The following is an 18043-nucleotide window of genomic DNA, read 5'->3' as shown; positions in this document are numbered from 1 at the left end:
CTGCCAAGTATTTTTGGTTTAGGTATTTATTCAATATTCATGTAATCTTTAAGGATTTATGAATGAAAGAGCCTTTTTAGAGGGAGTTGTTACTAATCTTTTAAATGTTACTTTTTACTAAACTTTTAGGGTAAAAAATAGAATACTGACTTCTTAGTGAAGAGCGATGTGGTTAAAAAGTACTGTGAGTTTCCTCCAAATATTTAATCGTTATTCAGGGTAAATTCGAAATCAAAATCACGTAACATTCTGTTAATAATGGGGAGGGTGTAGTTGACCAGTCAAGAGAGGAGTAAGGCTTTCAATTGAAATAATGATTATCATATTTGGTAATTGTCAATAAGAGTGTGCTGTTCGTTGTGAAAATTGTCCGTTTCAAAAGTTGATTACTTTTCACTACTTAAAGATTTACTAACCTTTGAATGTGTAGGTTTGCCAGGGGCCGTTGCTTTTGGGTGGTCCTAATAAAATATTGAACAGTGAGAGCAATCATTAGATATAAATTACAAAGGCTATTGGTGATAATAGTCTATTGGATATTTGTAGCCGATTTATACGTTATCGTCAGGTACTTGCATGTGGGGCGTTTTCCGCAGCAGAGTGAGCTTACGTATATTATTGGCTTTGATCATATGCTGGCGCAAGCCGCTATGCTGGGGCTTATTATAGGTACTACGTTGGGTTCTTTGGAATCTTTTGTTTATCCTAAACTACTTAATAGCAAGTCATTTTTGGTGAATAGTATCTACCGTTTTGCTATACTTATGTTGCTGGTAATTCTGGCTATGGTAACAATACTATTGGTCTTTTATTTTAATGCCAGTACCGAAAATTTAGTTGCTATTGCTAATTTTTTATGGTCATGGAGCTTTTTGTCTTTATGCCTTTTTATTAGTGTGGCCTCCATAACCATGGATTTTATATTACAGTTTGATAAGCGGGTGGGGCCAGGCATGATTTATAACATGATGACAGGTAAATACAGACATCCGAGAGAGGAGGATCGTATTTTTATGTTTTTAGACCTGCAGTCTTCATCATCAATAGCAGAAAGGTTGGGGCATTTGAAATTTAGTAGTTTGTTGCAAGACTGCTTTAGAGATCTTTCAGGCATAGTGATGGAGTATAATGCCTCTATTTATCAGTTTGTGGGTGATGAAGCGGTACTTACCTGGAAGACCAAGCATGGATTATCTTCAGCTAATTGTCTTAAAGTTTTCTTTAGTTTTAGGAATTTATTAGAAGCGAAAAGCAGCGCCTATCTAGCTAAATATGACCACTGTCCTATTTTTAAAGCTTCCTTGCATATGGGAAAAATTACGGTGGCTGAAGTAGGTGAGCTGAAGTCCGAAGTGGCCTATCATGGTGATGTGATTAATACAGCTTCCAGGGTTCAGGATCTTTGTAATTACTATCATTGTCCGCTGTTAGTTACGGAGGAAGTGGCGAATGCTTTTAATGGTAATAATGGTTACGATGTCTCTTTTGTGGCAGAAACTCCCTTAAAGGGTAAAACCAATGATGTGAAAATATTCACTATAGAGCAGAAGTAAAGTAAGTAAAAAAAGAAGGCTGCAAAGTAGCAGCCCTCTTATGCTGAATGAAGAGAACAATTAATAAATTCTTACCCAAAGGCCTTTTCCGTTACCATAACCTCCACTGCCTGTAGTATTAATATGTCCGGTGTTTCCATTGCCATCATATCCTGCAGCTAGGTTATTGCCAGAAGTACAGTTAGTAACTGTGTGTGGCACATTCTGACCAGCACTACCTAGTTTAAATCCGTTGCCATCTCCATTGCTACCATAACCATTGTTTTTGGCAGTACAGTTAGTGATAGACACACTGTATGGCTGTCCGTAAAGATCCCATCCGTCATCAGAGTTGTGTTCTGCCCAGCAGTGGTCAAACTGGTTGCCTGGGCCGGCAGAAAGCTTACAGGCAAAGCCATCAGCATTTTCACCTCCATTGGCTACATCATAATTATCATAAGAGGTGCAATAGTTAATGCTATTATGGTGCGAGTCATTGTAAATCTGAATACCTGAGTCCTGGTTGCCATGTGTAATAACCTCATACACCCAGTTATACCCGCCATGTTGGAATACTAAACCGCAGTCTGGCGCATTTTTAATAGTCATGTAGCTGATATTCCAGTAGCTTCCATTCACTTTTACGCCCCAGCCTGAAGGAATGAGCGAGCAATCAAGCACACCGCCAGTGAAATTAATCTTGTTGCTAGAAGTGCCACTATTGGCCAGTTCTAAAGTTTGGGTAAGCCTGATGGTACCATTTACACGGATAATATCTCCCGGGCTGGCATTTCTGATGGCTGACCTAAGAGATGATTCATCACTTACGGTAACAGATGCTGACTGTACGGCGTTGGCCAGAACGGATAAATTCTGTTTGTTTACGGCTTCTAGTTTTGCCGCTGATGAAAGAGGCTCCTTTTGCTCATTATCTGGATTTACCTCATTTTCATTACATGATAAAATCGCCAATGTCATTAGACATAGTGAAAAGTAATACTGTAGTCTTTTCATTTTTAATTGAATTTAGGTTGAACTTTAGTGCAAAGCTTCCTAAAAACGATTGGCCGGTCCTCATTAAATTCTTAATGTAAATTACATGAGATAGTTTAGTCATCTTTATGTAAACCTTCATAGAAAAGTATAAAATAAAAATATATTGCTTCTAAAATAAGCAATGTGAAAGGCGGTGCATATTAAAGATCAGTTAGAGAAGAGATGCTTTCTTTAAATTTTAGCTTTAAAATTACCTGTTAAGCCATGTGGAAGTGTTGGAGCTAGTCCGTCAGGATAGTCTCATTGATTAGGGGGAATCAAAAAAAGAAGCCGGTTTAAAGAATCTCACCGGCTTTTAGTGTTTATAAAGGAGCCTTAACTTGGCAACACTTTCTTTATGTCATCTTCAATTTTCTCAGGCTTAGTGGTAGGAGCATAGCGTTTAAATGGCTTTCCTTCAGGGGTAATAAGAAATTTGGTGAAGTTCCATTTTATTTTTTTGCCTAAAGTACCACCAAGTGTATCTTTCAGATATTTGAAAACAGGGTGTGTGTTAGAGCCATTAACGTCTACCTTTTTAGTGAGTTGGAAAGTAACGCCGTGATTGATTTTACAAGTCTTTTCCATTTCATCATTACTTAAAGGCTCTTGACTTAAAAACTGATTGCAAGGAAAGCCTAATACTACCAGTCCTTTCGAACCATAGGTTTGATGAAGTTTTTCCAGTCCTTCAAACTGAGGGGTAAGACCGCACTGCGTGGCCGTGTTTACTACTAATACTGCTTTATCTTTAAAGTCAGACATAGGTATTTCTTTGCCTTGAGGTGTTTCGGCTTTTAAATCATAAAATTCCATGCTACTCTTATTTTAATTTTTTAAATCGTGCGCGATGTAAATATAGCTAAAATTCATTGAATCTATATTTTTTTCAGGGTATCATTTCTTAGCTCTGTAATTAATTGGTAATTATGCCATTCTTAAATCATACAGAGCAGATGCAGCGGATTTTATTAGTGATGGGGGGCTTATTGATGTTACTTTCTTGTGAGCAACAAAGTAAGCCTGAAATAGCCTTTTATCATTGGAAGGCCAGGGCTCAGTATAGCAATTCCATAAAACAAACGCTGGAAGAAGTAAAAGCAAAGCGGATATTCCTTCATTATTTTGATGTAGATGATGTAGCCAATCCTTCCAGAACTAACGACGGTCTTTACCCTGTGTATGTACTCCGAGAGGTAGATAGCGCCTATAAAAATTATGATATTATTCCAGTGGTTTTTATAACCAATGAGGCCATTAAGAAATCGGATGTAGTAGCGCTGGCTGATCGCATACATAAACTTACTGATCAGATTAGCGAGCATCATTTCAGTAAGCGCTTAGAACATATCCAAGTAGACTGTGATTGGACGCCATCGACCAGAGAGAAATACTTTGAACTACTTACGGAGCTTAAAAAGTACTATCAGCTAAGTGCTACCATACGGCTTCATCAGATCAAATATCCGAAGGAAACGGGTGTGCCTCCGGTAGATGAAGGCGTGCTCATGCTCTATAATATGGGTAAGCTGGATGATGATAACAATAATTCCATTTTAGAATCTAAAACCGTAGCTGATTACATCAATGCTGAATCCTCTTACCCTATGGAGCTGCAACTGGCCTTACCAGTGTTTTCGCAGATGGTAGTGAAAAATAAGGCCAATGAAATAAGACTGATAAATCATGTAGATAAAGCTGCCTTTACATCTGAGTCTGCCTATTTCGAAAAGATAGGAGAGAATTTATATGGTGTAAAGCAAGATACTTTGTTTCATAGCTTTTATCTCACCCCAGGTTTTAAGATAAAATTGGAAAGGGTAAAGACAGAAGAGATTTTAAACGCCTACCAGATGATTAAGAAAAGTCAATTGAAAATAAAAGGGGTGATTTTCTATCACCTGGATGATGAAATAGTAAACAATGTGGATATTAGAACTTTAGCAGAGCAACTATGAAGAGAAAATTAACATTACTTCTGATTTTGGTTACTACGGGTGCTTTTAGCTGTGGCTGGGGGCCGGTAGATGATCTTTACTTTTTTTATAATCTGTTTGAGCAGACTAATATTTCCGCTAAAGCTTATTATCCTTTTCTGCGAGAAGATGCTAACCATTTCTATAATGCCGACTGGGATCAAGAGTACCATGAGGGTAATGTGCTTTTATGGCAACAGCTGCTTACAGAGTGGTCTGAAGAGGATATTAGAAAGACTTTTCATGCTACTGATGCAGAGTTTAAAGTACTATTAAGCAAGCATAAGTCAGATCTAGATGCTCAGGTGAAAGCATACATGAACTTTGCTCGTAAATGCAGTGCAACCTTTTCTGATAGAAGAACGAATTCATGGGAGTATCGTGATATCATGAAAGTTGAGACTGAAAATACTTCAGCGTTGATAGAAGAGGGAAGTAAATTATTCGCTAGTGCTAAAAATGATCAGCTTAAGCTAAGGTATGCATACCAAATCATCAGGGCTTTTCATTATGGCTCACAGTATCAGGAGGCGATAGATTTTTATGAAGAACAGGTGGCTGATCAGTTTGAAAAATCAGAGTTATATTATTACGCTAAAGATCAGGTAGCGGGGTGCTATTATTCATTATATCAATATGAGAAAGCGGCCTATTTCTTTATAGATATTTTTAACAACAGCATAGACCGAAAAACATCCGCATTTCTGAGTTACCAGTATTGTACCCGAAATGGGGCAGAAGGTAAATCTTTTTTCAAAGATAATCAGGATAAGGCAGCTTACATTACCATTACCGGAGTACGCAGTATGGCTGGAGATGAGGAAACGCTAGATAGATTATATGAGGTAGCTCCTAATGATGAGAAGGTGGAGTTAATATTTATGCGAGCCTTAAATGATTTAGAAAGAACCATTTGGCCTACCCACATTGGGGTTAAAGATATGAGCTTGCCAAACCCAGAAGAAGGTAGAGAGGCCTTAGAATACCTGACTGCTTTTGTTAGTAAGGCAAAACAAAATAAGCAAATTAAGAACCAGGCATTCTGGCAAATGGCTTCTTCATACCTTGCCTTTTGTGAAGGGAACATAAAAGAAGCACAAGCTGAGCTGACAAAAGTAAATGATAATAGTCTTCAAGGTCAGAAAGCTGAACTCACTAAAGTTTATGAAGTATTTACGTGGAGTAAAATGACGGTTGACCATGAGGCTTATCTTGCTAATTTTTTAGATGGTGAAATGACTTCTGTAGAAGTAAGCAATTGGCAGACTTCAGAGCCTTCCTGGAAGTACCTTATCATGGATCAGGTAGCTCATCTGTACTATAAAGATGGTAAATTGGCTCAATCCTATTTTGTGCATAATGACATAGAAAGCATTCGTCGCATAGCCTCATTGCCTCTTATAGATGATATTTTGGCCTTTGTGCAGAAGCCGCAGAAGAATGCTTTTGAGCAAATGCTAATGAGGAAGACTAATAATATAGATGGCGGATATTCGGCTGTTGATTACATAAAATATATAAAAGGGCTGTATTATTTAAAAAAGGCCAATCCTCAGGAGGCTTATGCCTGGTTAAAAGAATCAAAGGTAAACGAAGGGGATAATATGGTGTCATATCAAGTGTCGGCAAAAATATTCAGCAATAATATTATGGAATGTTTTAGCTGCTCAGAAGATATGGTAATGGTTGACTCTGTATACCTGGCCTCTCCTTTTAGTTTTATTAAAAGTAACTTCACTAAGGCTGAGCTTGCTGATTACGTTGCTAAACTGGAAGATATGGCTCAAAATAATACAGCACAGTGGAAGAGAAAGCTGGCGTTTTATCTATTAGGAAATTTCTATTATAATGCTTCTAATTCAGGCTACTATAGAGATGTGCTCATAGGTGGCGGCAATTGCTGTAACTATAATTTCTTTTTAAGTGATTATGATGAGAAGAATAGAGCTTCAACCATTATTGAGTCGAATAGAGGTTACAACCTGTATGATTTAGATGATCATTATGATGTTTATAACAAGCTTTCTAAAAAATCATATGGCTTTTATGAAAAAGTAATAGAAAACTCTACTGACAGAGAACTAAACGCCCGTTGCCTTTATCTGATGGCCAAATGCGAGCTTAATAGCATGTATAATGAAGTGAAAAGCTATAAATATTGGGGATATAACGGAGATGTAACGGATGAAATAAGGCCTTATAAACGAAGTTTTAGAAGGCTCCAAAACGAATATGATAATACTCAATTTTATAAGGAAATTATTGAAGAGTGTAGTTTCTTTAGGTATTACACTTCAGTTTAAGCTGATATAACAAGAGGGAAGCAAGTCTTCCCTTTTTTTATAACGATATGGAAGGTAACTGTGGGGATTTTTCCCCACATTTCATTTATTTAGAGGGATATCTTCTATTTAAGTGTGATCAGTATGCTTATTAGCTATATTTTTTGAGTGTATTTCTCCTTTTTAAAGTTTGGATAAATAATTGTTTAGCTAAAGAGTAGAGTAACCTTATAATTGAAAAATGATGAAAATAATATCAAGTATATTCTTAACCAGTCTTTTTTTCTTTGCCAGTAGCAGAGCGGTAGTGTTTAATGCGCTTAACGATGGATCTTTAGATAAAATAGAGCATGCACTGTCATCTTTACAAGGAGATGAAACAGATATAAAAGCTTATAAAGGAACCCTACTTATGACCAAGGCCGGCTTGGTAAAAGGACCAGCTAATAAATTGGAGCTTTTTAAAGAAGGTCATGAACTGCTTGAAGACGCTATTGATAGTCAAAATGCTAATGTGGAATATAGATTTTTGAGGTTAACCATACAGGAGCATGCCCCTAAAATTCTCAACTATAATAATGAAATAGAAGAAGATAAAGCATTGATTCTAAAGAGCTATCCTGAGCTGGATAAAGATCTGAAAAATTACATCAAGGATTATGTGTCACATTCTACTGTGTTAAAAGCGGAAGATTTGATAGATTAGGGTAATTTTTATTACTCTTATGAAGAACATTCTTGTTATCAGCTATAGCCAATCGGGCCAGCTAGATAGTATTTTAGATAATTTTTTATTGCCATTTAAAGGGGTGAACATTGATAGGGTTAAGGTAAAACCTGAAGATGATTTCCCCTTTCCCTGGACTTCTCCTACCTTTTTTGATGCTATGCCTGAAACGGTATTGGAGCATCCGCGTAAGCTGGCTCCTTATTCACTAGCCAAAGAAGAATATCAACTCATAATATTTGGATACCAGCCCTGGTATCTTTCCCCGTCACAACCAGCCATGGCACTTTTGCAGGATGAAAAATTCAGGAAAGTGCTTAAAGATACTCCTGTAGTTACTGTAATAGGAGCCAGAAATATGTGGCTTCAGTCTCAGAAAAGCATAGTAAGAGAGGTAAATGCAGCAGGAGGTTATATGGTAGGTAATGTGCCCCTGATAGACAGAGCTCAAAATCATATCAGTGCCCTCACTATTTTACACTGGCTGCTTACAGGTGAGAAAACACGCAAATGGGGATTTCTGCCTTTACCAGGGGTAAGTGATGAAGATATTAAGGCCGCACGTCAATATGGAGAGCCGGTGGCAGAGGCCATTAATCACTGTGACTATTTAGGCTTACAGAGAAAAATATTGCAAAAAGGGGGCATAAAAGTGTCAGCTGCGCTTATGCTGGTAGAGTCCAGAGGAAAAATGCTATTTAACATTTGGGCTAACCTAATAAGAAAAAAAGGTACTAATCCTGAAAAAAGAGCAGTATGGGTAAATAGGTTCAAATGGTATCTTATAATTGCTCTTTTTGTAGTTTCTCCTCCTGTTTTAGTGATATTTACCTTGCTAAGACCCTTAATGTTTTTAAAAATTAGAAGAAATAAACAGCATTATTTATATCTTGGGATAAAAAGATAGATTGCTGATGCCTGATTTCGATGTGATTATTATGGGTGGTGGCATGGCTGGCTTAACGCTCGCCATGCAGCTGAAGAAGAGTGAACCAAGGTTAAATGTAGCTTTGCTGGAGCGTAGGGCCGACACGGCTCCTGATGCAGCCCATAAGGTAGGAGAATCAACGGTAGAGCTGGGCACGTACTATCTAAGAGAGGAGCTTGGTCTTAAAGATTACTTGGATAAAACACATCTGTATAAGCATGGGTTGAGGTTTTTTTATCTCACCAAATGAGAGTAATTCCATAGACAGGCGGATGGAATTCGGTGCAGTAAATAAGCTTTTTGTGCCCAGTCATCAGATTGATAGAGGCATTTTTGAAAATGATCTGATAGGTATGATCTCCAACCTCGGCGTTCATGTGATCATGAACAGCACGGTTAAAGAGGTAGATATATCAGAAGATTGCCACACAGTAACTTATCAGCAAGGAGAAGATTTGCATACCATAATGGCCAGCTGGGTGGTAGATGCTACCGGAAGAGCTAGCTTTTTGAAAAGAAAGCTCGGCTTAGGTAAGGAAATAGAGCATCATATTAACGCTGCCTGGTTTAGGATTAAAGGCGAAGTAGATATTTCAGATTGGTCAGTTAATCCGCAATGGATTAATTATGTTGCTCCCGGACTAAGAAGGTTGAGTACAGTTCATTTAATGAGCAAAGGCTATTGGGTTTGGCTTATTCCATTGTCATCAGGTAATACCAGCATAGGTATAGTGGCAGACCCTCGATTTCATGATTTTGCCTGTTTTAATAAATTAGAAAAGGCCTTTGAGTGGCTTAAGCAGAACGAACCCCAATGTGCTAATCAGCTGGAAGGTAGGTTAGATGATGTGTTGGATTTTAAAGTGTTGAAAAAATTTTCCTATGACTCGCAGCTCTTCTATTCTACTGATAAATGGGCTGTAGTGGGCGAATCAGGCGCTTTTTTAGATCCTTTTTACTCTCCTGGCACTGATTTTATCTCCATGAGTAACTGCTGGACAGCCGACCTGATATTGAGAGATTATCAGGGAGAAGATGTTTATACGCGCACTAAAGTGTATGATCAGGTGCATGCACGGCTATTTCAAAACTGGATTCCTATTTATTTTCAGAAATACGAGCTCTTTGGTAATACTCAAGTGATGGCTGCTAAAATCACGTGGGATTTTGCTTTCTACTGGAGTGTGCCCTCATTAGTGTTTACAAATAAAGCCTTTGTAAATATGAATGTTCTCAAAGAATTATTTACTACCAAAAACAGTTTCGGAGAGCGACTCGGTAAGCTAAATAGAAATGTACAAGACTTCTATTTAGACTGGGGCCGGATGGAGAACAAAGAGATTAAAGAAATATATCTAGACCCTATGTCTGTACCGTTTATGAATGATCTACAGAAAGGTATTGAAGAAATTTACCCTTCGGATAAAGAATTGCTTATGAAACTAGAAAAAAACCTTTCTTTGCTGGAGCAAATGGCGGCAGAGCTTTTTAGGGTAGTGAGTCATCAGCTATTAGGAACTCCAGAAGATATGGCTGTAGATCCATATATGATGTCTTTAAAATCAGGAAAAAATGAGCTAATGAATCAAAGTAATGGTTCGTCAGCTATTCCTGCCACACCCATAATCAGAGAAGCGCTTTCAGTCATATGGCTAGAGTCAGTAGTAGCTAAATAAAAGATTAATATATTGATAATCATTAGCATATTACAGATTTCTCATTTTTAGATATTGATGAAAAGGTTATTTTTTGATCTGATTAATGAAAAAAAGAGATAGTTTTACGAATACAACAATTGGTTAAATCCCCTAAATATTTTTTTGATGTTAAAAGATGTTTTTATCACCAGGGCTTCTGCTTTTCTTCCAAATGACCCGGTTTATAATGCAGACTTGGAAGAGTACCTGGGGTACATTAATGGAAAAAAATCTCGATCTAAAGAGATAATCTTAAGAAGGAATGGTATCAAAGAGCGGTACTATGCCGTAAATAAAGAAGGTAAATCTACCCATACAAATGCTGAAATGGTGGCCAATGCCATTAGGGGATTGTTTAAAAATGATCCGGATGAAATTACTACAATAGAGCTTTTGAGCTGTGGTACTTCAAGCCCGGATCAGATCATGCCTTCACATGCTGTAATGGTGCATGGCTGCTTGCCAGAGACCAGTAATATAGAAGTGGTATCTCCATCAGGAGTATGTTGCTCAGGAATGCACGCTTTAAAATATGCCTATATGTCTCTCAAACTAGGAGATAAGAGCAAAGCGGTAACCAGTGGATCAGAGAGAATAGCCATAGCCATGACTGCTGATAAGTATGAAGAAGAAATTCAGAAGATGCAGGAGTTGGAAGAAAACCCTTACATCGGATTTGAGAAGGACTTTTTAAGATGGATGCTATCTGATGGTGCCGGAGCATTTTTACTGGAGACAGAGAAAAGTAAAGAAGGCCTTTCCCTTAGAATAGATTGGATGGAAGCCTGCTCATTCGCGCATAAAATAGAGCCATGCATGTATATGGGCGGCGATAGATTAGAAAATGGAGATTTTCAATCGTATAAAGATTATGAACCTGCTGACCTTATTAATAAATCATTAATGAGCATAAAGCAGGATGTGAAGCTTTTGGGTGATAATATTGTTAAATTAGGTAATGAGCTGCTTTTAACATCACTTAAAAAGCATAATATAAATATTGAAGAGGTAGATTATTTCCTTCCTCATATGTCTAGCTATTTCTTTAAACAGCAAATAGCAGATGTTTTAGCTGCTGATGGACTGAGCATCCCTGAAGAAAAATGGTTTACTAACTTGGCTACTAAAGGTAATGTAGGTTCAGGTTCTATTTACCTTATGGTAGAAGAATTGTTTAACAGTGGGAAACTAAAAGAGGGCGATAAACTATTATTAATGGTACCGGAGAGTTCCAGGTTTTCGTATGTATACGCCTGGTTAACTGTTTGTTAATATAATTTGCTATGAAAAAAGAAGACCTTCCACAAGATTCGTCAGCACTGAGAGATGTTACCAGAGAGGTGTGCTATGTTAAAGATGATGACGGTAAATACGGGCAGAGCCTGAGTACTGGCTGGAAGGTAAAGGCTGATGCTTTAGATGAAGCCTGGGCAGATATTAATGACAGGGTAAGAGAAGCTGCAGAGGAGGTGAAGTCTGGGAAGAAAAGCCCGGTGCTGTTTTTTATGGAAGTAAACATCATGGATTACCCTACCTTATCTGGATATACCGGATTTTGGAAGTGGACTATAAAAAGACATATAAAACCTTCTGTGTTTAAAAAGCTGAGTGATAAAAAGCTGGGGAAATATGCTGCTGCATTCAAAATCTCAGTGGAAGAATTGAAAAGATTTGATGGAGGGAATATTGACAAATACATCAGAAAATAACATAAAACATATACAAACTGCTCACTGTGAGAATGGAGTAGTTACTACATTACTAAGGCATCATGGAGTTGATTTTATGAATGAGCCGCTGGCTTTCGGTATCGGAGCCGGTATGTTTTATGTACATCTCCCTTTTTTAAAGGTGAATAATGCTCCCGCGATAGCTTTTAGAATTATGCCGGGCTATATTTTTAGAGATACCTGTAAGGCGCTGGGGGTAAAAGTTTCCAGAAAAAAATTCAGATCTCCAGTTACGGCCAGGGCTTATCTAGATAAAAAATTGGAAGATGGTGATCCTGTAGGATGTCAGGTAGGGGTTTTTCATCTGCCTTATTTCCCCAGAGAATACCGTTTCCATTTTAATGCGCATAATATCATTGTGCATGGCTTTGAAGATGGCCATTACATAGTGAGTGATCCTGTTATGGAAACACTTACTAAGCTCACCCCTGAGCAGTTAGATGAGGTACGCTTCGCCAGAGGACCATTAGCGCCTAACGGACAAATGTACTACCCCATAAATGTGGGAGAAATAGACGAAGCCAAGCTTAAAAAGGCCATTAAAAAAGGAATTAAAAAAACTACCTGGTGGATGACGCAAGTGCCTATGGAGCAAGTAGGGGCTAGTGGCTTTAATTACACTGCCAAGAAAATAAGGAAGTGGAGAGATCAGCTGGGTGAGCGTAGAGCAGCCTTGTATCTGGCTCAGATTGTGCGTATGCAAGAGGAGATAGGAACCGGCGGTGGAGGCTTCCGTTTTATATATGCTGCCTTTTTAGAGCAGGCCGCTGAGATATTAGGCAAAGATGAGCTCATTCGCTTTTCAGAAGAAATGACTAAATCAGGTGACTTGCTAAGATATAATGCTGTGCGCATGGCTAGTATTATAAAAGGCAGAGCCACTGCACAGCAAAACTTTGATGAAGTAGCTGATGCCATGTCAGAAATCTCTGCGCTAGAATTAAAAACTTTCAAAGAATTACGTAAGCTTCGTTTGTAGTTTATGGCAGACAGTTGCATAACTATAGAGCGCATTACTAAGCGATACCCGGGGCAGACAGAAGACACCCTGAAAGGCATAGATTTGACTATAGCTAAGGGAGATCGGTACGGTATACTTGGGCCAAATGGAGCGGGTAAAACCACGCTAATATCTATATTATGTGGTCTGCAAGAGCCCTCTTCCGGGCATTTTTACTATTGGGGTGATAGTGAGATCAATAAAATAGAAGTAAAACAGCAACTGGGCTTCGTGCCTCAGGAATATGCCTTTTATGGAGAGCTCTCTCCTATGCAAAACCTCGAATATTTCGGGGCTATGTACAAACTGTCAAGAGCAGAAATAAAATCCCGGTCATTGGATATTCTCAATATACTAGGGCTTAGTGAGGTGAAGAATAAGAAGGTAGGCGTTTTTTCAGGAGGTATGAAAAGGCGTATGAATCTGGCAATTGGCATTATACACCAGCCGGCAGTTATCTTTTTAGATGAACCCACCGTGGGAGTAGATGTGCAGAGTAAAATGGCCATTATAAAACTTCTGGAGCACCTCAACGAAGAAGGTGCTACCATTATTTACACATCTCATCACCTTGATGAAGCGGAAGAGTTTTGTAATAGAGTGGCACTCATAGATCATGGAGAAATCATTATTAAAGGCAATACTCAGCATCTGCTGCAAGAGCACGAAGTAGACTTAAAAGGATTACTCATTAACTTAACAGGGGAGTCGTACAGGGATTAACTATGTTTAGATTTTGGATAGCTTGTAAGAAGGAACTTCTGATCTTGTGGAATGATAAAACAGGATTGGCACTCATGTTTTTCATGCCTGTGCTGCTGGTTTTTATTATTACCATCATTCAGGATAGTGCTTTTCAAATAGTTAATGAAAACAAGGTTACGCTAATAGTAGCCAATAAAGATACCGGCGAGCAAGGACAGCGGCTAGTGAAGCTGCTTGATGAGTCACGCTTTTTCACTATTACTGAGCGTGATAGCCTCAGTAAAGATAATATTAAACAGGCCATGAATGCAGAAAGTCAAATAGCAGGTTTAATTATTCCTGTTGATTTTTCTGATAAGCTTACCCAAAAATCTCGCTTAGTGAGTGATATCATGCTGGAAGAGCTAGAGGTAAAAGCAGAATCTCAGGCTTCTACAGAGTTAAATATGCCTTCGCTCTTATTTTATCATGATCCTGTGTTGCAAGAAAATTTCAGCTCTTCTATTATTAATGTGGTCAATGCCTTTGTAAAAAGTATAGAAGGCGACTTGTTAATAAAAGAAATATCAGCGCAATTACAATTAGATAAGGCTCCAGAACGGCTGGAAAAGGCGCTTACTTCTAACCAGGTAACCATAGAACAGTATGCAGCTACCCTTTCTGAAAATGAATTAGCGCCTAACTCTACCCAGCATAATGTACCCGCATGGACCATTTTTGCTATATTTTTTATGGTGATCCCTATGGGTAATAATCTGGTAAAGGAGCGGTTGAACGGTAGCTTTATGAGACTAAAGACTATGCCTACCAATTTCACACTGGTGCTATGGGCAAAGCTTTTTATATACCTTTTGGCGGTTATACTTCAGGTATCAGTTATCTTCTCTCTGGCAAGATTTACTTTTCCATCACTTGGGTTGCCGGAGTTAGTACTTCCTGATAATTTATTGGCTTGCCTTGTCGTAGTTATTATGACAGGGCTTTCGGCTATCAGTTTTTCGGCTGCCGTGGGTATGTCAGCAAGAACACAGGAGCAGGCCAATGGCTTTGGGGCGGTGGCTATTGTTATTTTTGCCGCTATTGGCGGGGTGCTGGTGCCCAGTTTTGTTATGCCAGAATACATGCAAGTTATAAGTCATGGCTCTCCATTATATTGGTGCCTGGAATGTTTTTACACTTTATTTCTAAAAGGAGGAAACTGGCAGGCACTTTGGTCCGATTTGCTGGGGCTGTTTATTTTTTGTTTAGTTTGTTTTGTAATTACCTTCTTTCAATTGAAGAAGAATAGAATAGTTTAATTTAATATCAATTTTTATTTTAATAGCATAACTATGGCTAGTGAAGAACTTATTTTAAAATTAAAAAAGCAGATCATTGAGTATCTTAATTTAATGGATATGCAGCCAGAAGATATCGAAGCTGATGAACCATTATTTGGACCTGATAGCAATATTGCATTAGATTCTATTGATGCCATAGAGCTGAGTGTGCTGTTAGAAAGAGAGTATGGTCTTAAGATCACAGATTCTAAGCAGGGTAAAAAAATTATGGGTAGCGTAGGTCAGCTAGCTGATTTTATAACCGAAAACCAAAAAGCATAAGTTAATTTATGAGTAAGCGTGTTTTTATTACTGGTATAGGTATTATCTCTGCCATAGGAAGTAATATGGACGAAAACAGGGAGAACCTGAGGCATGGGATCAGTGGAGTGAAAAAGGCCAGTATCTTAAAGACGCGCTATACTGAGGTGTTTCCTTTCGGGGGAGGTGCCCATTTCTACTGATGAACTACTGGGCAGGTGTCAGATTAATGAGGAGGGTATATCCAGAACAGAAGCCCTGGCTTCTTATGCCGTAATTCAGGCTATTGCTGATGCAAGGCTTTCCTCAGAACAGGTACAGGACTTTAAAACAGCCTTTATTTCTGCCAGTACAGTGGGAGGTATGTCACGAACCGATCAGTTATATGAAGATGCTCACTTAATAGGCCCCCCATCACAGTTTTTGGCTTCGTATAATGTAGGGGAGCATACTAGCAATATTGCCAGAAGGTTAAAGATTAAAGGTGCTTCTACTACTTTTAATACGGCCTGTTCTTCATCGGCTAATTCCATTATGTTTGGCGCCAAGCTCATAAAGTCAGGCAGAGCCAACAGAGCCATAGTAGGTGGTGCCGATGCTCTGGCCAAGTTTACAGTAAATGGATTTAATTCATTGCAGATTTTATCGCAAGAAGAGAGTAAGCCTTTTGATGAAGATCGGGTAGGATTGAATCTTGGAGAGGGAGCCGCTTATCTTATTCTTGAATCTGAAGAGCTGGCAGGTGATAAAAGAGTGTATGGCGAGGTGGCTGGCTATGGTAATGCTAATGATGCTTTTCATCCGTCTTCCATTTCAGATGAAGCCTTTGGCGTAGTGGCTTCAATATCCAACGCCTTGCAAGTATCTGGCTTATCGCCTGAGAAAATTGACTACATTAACGCGCATGGCACTGGCACTCCCAATAATGATATTACCGAGCAAACCGGTATGAATAAAGTTTTTGCAGGTAAAGTGCCCGCCTTTCAATCCACCAAAACCTATACTGGTCATACACTTGGCGCAGCAGGAGCCATAGAGGCTGTTTTTAGCTTGCTGGTCTTGAATAATAAAGAGTTGTATCCCAGTCTTCATTGTGCTAAACCAATAGCAGAGTATGGTTTAGTTCCGGTAATGAAGTATGAGCAAAGGCAAGCAGTAGATCATGTCCTTTCTAATTCATTTGGATTTGGCGGTAATTGTTCTTCATTAATATTTTCTAAAGTTTGAGTAGTATGTTTATCCGGGATATGTCATGCATTTCACCTCAGGAGACTTATTATGGAGCTCTGTTCACGGAAGGTGTAAAATTCTATAATGATCCTCAGTTGCTGGCCAATGAGCCTAGCTACAAAGGCATTATTCCTATGGGGCTGCTGCGCAGAATGAGCAAGTTAGTGCGCATGAGCGTAGCTACAGGTATGCCGCTAATGGAGCAGAATAACGATGTAGATGCCGTAATATTTGCTTCGTCAAATGGAAGTGTAGACCATTCATTGCGCTTTTTAAATCAAATCATAGATTATAACGAAGGAACACTCACACCAACTGATTTTGTGCAGTCTACGCCTAATTGTGTAGCGGGTATGCTGGCCTTAATGGGCAAGAAGAGAGGTTATAATACTACGCATGTAAACCAAGGGTTGTGCTTTGAATCTTCAGTGTTAGACGCCAAAATGTTGCTGGAAGAAGGCAACTGCAAAGCATTATTAATTGGAGGGGGTGAAGAACAGTCTTCGAGTAACTACAATATAGAATCTCAAAGGAATCTTTTTAAAAAGGAGGAGATCTCCACGGAACATCTGCTGAAGTCAGGCACTCAAGGTACGTTGCCTGGTGAAGGGGTAACCATGTTTGTGGCTGAAGCTAACCGAAGTGATAGAAGTATAGCCGAGGTGGTGGATGTAGACTCCATTCAGCATGTAGATGAGGTTATGGTTGAGGATAAGATAAAACAGTTTTTGAGCAGAAATCATCTCGATGTTAATGACCTTGATGCTTTAGTGCTGGGCAGAAATGGAGATGTGGTGGCAGACAGGTTTTATGATCACGTAGAAAAGCATTTGTTTAAAGAGCAGAATTTATATGTTTATAAGCACCTTTCAGGTGATTATTATTCGGTGCCAGCCTTTTCTTTGTGGATTGCAGCTATGTTGATAACAGGAAGTGCATTGCCTGATATTTGTCTATGGAAAAATGCGGGCAAAAAAGAATTTAAGCATATATTGTTATATAACAATTGCGAAGGGAAGCAGCACGGCTTCATCCTGCTAAAAAAGTGATTTTTTTAAAATAAGGACTCGCCAATTGTTTTTCCTTATCGGAATACTAATTTTGTTTTCTCAAAAGCAAATATGATGAAACAGATATTTAATACACTCTCAATAATTTTAGTAGTACTGGTTTTAGCAAGCTGTGATGCCCTTACTGGCAAAGAAGTGGCGCGTATACCCGTTAATGAAGTAAGCACTGATGACAATAACCTCATCATTAAAGAAACATCCATTGACCTGGAAAAGGGAGATGAACTGAGTATTTGGTCTGATATAGACGTAGAATATGAAGGTGATGTGGTAATGAGTTTCAGAATGGAGGTGCTTAAAGATGGAGCCAAATTCGGAGGTATGGAAATTGATCCTTTTGAGAGTGATATGACTATGTCTGAGACCAAAGTGCAGGCAGGAGGTCTAACAAAATGGCAGTTTAATGCTAGAAATGCAAACCTCACCATAGAAGAAGATGGAAATTATACTTTTCAGGCCATTTTGGTTACTTCAGAAAATCCTACCCTAAAAATTAGTAAAGCAGAAATAGTACTGAAAAAGTAGTTTTAGGTTAGCTATACGACTTAATA

19 protein-coding genes are annotated in these 18043 nt (G+C 38.6%); 17 read left to right on the top strand and 2 right to left on the bottom strand.

Annotated elements, in window-relative coordinates; genetic code table 11:
* Positions 1–479: 479 nt before the first annotated feature.
* Positions 480–1553 carry an adenylate/guanylate cyclase domain-containing protein gene (locus tag LVD15_RS02635; RefSeq protein WP_233778737.1) on the top strand — a complete coding sequence of 358 codons (1074 nt, stop codon included), beginning with the start codon at positions 480–482 and terminating at the stop codon, positions 1551–1553.
* Positions 1554–1613: 60 nt separating this feature from the next.
* Here LVD15_RS02635 and LVD15_RS02630 read toward each other — a convergent pair whose 3' ends face one another.
* Both LVD15_RS02630 and LVD15_RS02625 read right to left on the bottom strand, forming a co-directional pair.
* The gene (locus LVD15_RS02630; protein WP_233778736.1) at positions 1614–2546 is read right to left on the bottom strand and encodes a right-handed parallel beta-helix repeat-containing protein; all 933 of its coding nucleotides are present in this window, start codon (positions 2544–2546) and stop codon (positions 1614–1616) included.
* Positions 2547–2903: 357 nt separating this feature from the next.
* The gene (locus tag LVD15_RS02625; RefSeq protein ID WP_233778735.1) at positions 2904–3383 is read right to left on the bottom strand and encodes a glutathione peroxidase; all 480 of its coding nucleotides are present in this window, start codon (positions 3381–3383) and stop codon (positions 2904–2906) included.
* Between the two features lie 113 nt (positions 3384–3496).
* Here LVD15_RS02625 and LVD15_RS02620 point away from each other — a divergent pair, with 113 nt between their 5' ends.
* The 16 genes from LVD15_RS02620 (at position 3497) to LVD15_RS02545 (ending at position 18017) form a co-directional block, all read left to right on the top strand.
* Positions 3497–4525, top strand: a complete 1029-nt coding sequence (locus LVD15_RS02620) for a hypothetical protein (RefSeq protein ID WP_233778734.1) — start codon at positions 3497–3499, stop codon at positions 4523–4525.
* On the top strand, positions 4522–6846 hold the full coding sequence (locus LVD15_RS02615; RefSeq protein WP_233778733.1) for a hypothetical protein: 2325 nt from the start codon (positions 4522–4524) through the stop codon (positions 6844–6846). The genes LVD15_RS02620 and LVD15_RS02615 overlap by 4 nt, the downstream gene beginning before the upstream one ends.
* A 220-nt stretch (positions 6847–7066) precedes the next feature.
* The gene (locus LVD15_RS02610; RefSeq protein ID WP_233778732.1) at positions 7067–7531 is read left to right on the top strand and encodes a hypothetical protein; all 465 of its coding nucleotides are present in this window, start codon (positions 7067–7069) and stop codon (positions 7529–7531) included.
* A 19-nt stretch (positions 7532–7550) separates the two neighbouring features.
* Positions 7551–8459: a hypothetical protein gene (locus LVD15_RS02605; protein ID WP_233778731.1), complete on the top strand. Its 909-nt coding sequence runs from the start codon at positions 7551–7553 to the stop codon at positions 8457–8459.
* 7 nt (positions 8460–8466) lie between these two features.
* The gene (locus LVD15_RS02600) at positions 8467–8730 is read left to right on the top strand and encodes an FAD-dependent oxidoreductase (RefSeq protein WP_233778730.1); all 264 of its coding nucleotides are present in this window, start codon (positions 8467–8469) and stop codon (positions 8728–8730) included.
* A 22-nt stretch (positions 8731–8752) separates the two neighbouring features.
* Positions 8753–10156, top strand: a complete 1404-nt coding sequence (locus LVD15_RS02595; RefSeq protein WP_233778729.1) for an NAD(P)/FAD-dependent oxidoreductase — start codon at positions 8753–8755, stop codon at positions 10154–10156.
* A 147-nt stretch (positions 10157–10303) separates the two neighbouring features.
* A complete protein-coding gene (gene darB, locus LVD15_RS02590) occupies positions 10304–11449 on the top strand; it encodes a dialkylresorcinol biosynthesis protein DarB (protein WP_233778728.1) in 1146 nt (381 codons plus the stop codon).
* 11 nt (positions 11450–11460) lie between these two features.
* Positions 11461–11886, top strand: coding sequence for a flexirubin biosynthesis protein DarG (gene DarG / locus LVD15_RS02585; protein ID WP_233778727.1), 426 nt, complete (start codon positions 11461–11463; stop codon positions 11884–11886).
* Entirely contained in the window at positions 11852–12886 is a 1035-nt protein-coding gene (darH, locus tag LVD15_RS02580) for a BtrH-related acyltransferase DarH (RefSeq protein ID WP_233778726.1), read from the top strand. Before DarG ends, darH begins: the two co-directional genes overlap by 35 nt.
* A 3-nt stretch (positions 12887–12889) precedes the next feature.
* Positions 12890–13630, top strand: a complete 741-nt coding sequence (locus tag LVD15_RS02575; protein WP_233778725.1) for an ABC transporter ATP-binding protein — start codon at positions 12890–12892, stop codon at positions 13628–13630.
* A gap of 2 nt (positions 13631–13632) precedes the next feature.
* Positions 13633–14910: an ABC transporter permease gene (locus LVD15_RS02570; RefSeq protein ID WP_233778724.1), complete on the top strand. Its 1278-nt coding sequence runs from the start codon at positions 13633–13635 to the stop codon at positions 14908–14910.
* 33 nt (positions 14911–14943) lie between these two features.
* Entirely contained in the window at positions 14944–15213 is a 270-nt protein-coding gene (locus LVD15_RS02565; RefSeq protein ID WP_233778723.1) for a phosphopantetheine-binding protein, read from the top strand.
* Between the two features lie 8 nt (positions 15214–15221).
* On the top strand, positions 15222–15395 hold the full coding sequence (locus tag LVD15_RS02560; RefSeq protein ID WP_233778722.1) for a hypothetical protein: 174 nt from the start codon (positions 15222–15224) through the stop codon (positions 15393–15395).
* On the top strand, positions 15379–16419 hold the full coding sequence (locus tag LVD15_RS02555) for a beta-ketoacyl-[acyl-carrier-protein] synthase family protein (protein ID WP_233778721.1): 1041 nt from the start codon (positions 15379–15381) through the stop codon (positions 16417–16419). The genes LVD15_RS02560 and LVD15_RS02555 overlap by 17 nt, the downstream gene beginning before the upstream one ends.
* A 5-nt stretch (positions 16420–16424) precedes the next feature.
* Entirely contained in the window at positions 16425–17471 is a 1047-nt protein-coding gene (locus LVD15_RS02550) for a beta-ketoacyl synthase chain length factor (RefSeq protein ID WP_233778720.1), read from the top strand.
* Positions 17472–17543: 72 nt separating this feature from the next.
* Positions 17544–18017 carry a hypothetical protein gene (locus LVD15_RS02545; protein WP_233778719.1) on the top strand — a complete coding sequence of 158 codons (474 nt, stop codon included), beginning with the start codon at positions 17544–17546 and terminating at the stop codon, positions 18015–18017.
* Positions 18018–18043: the final 26 nt, after the last annotated feature.

The organism is Fulvivirga maritima (assembly GCF_021389955.1).
Taxonomy (GTDB): Bacteria; Bacteroidota; Bacteroidia; order Cytophagales; family Cyclobacteriaceae; genus Fulvivirga; species Fulvivirga maritima.
The sequence above is the reverse complement of the archived record's forward strand: the minus strand, read 5'-3'. Positions and strand labels throughout refer to the sequence as shown.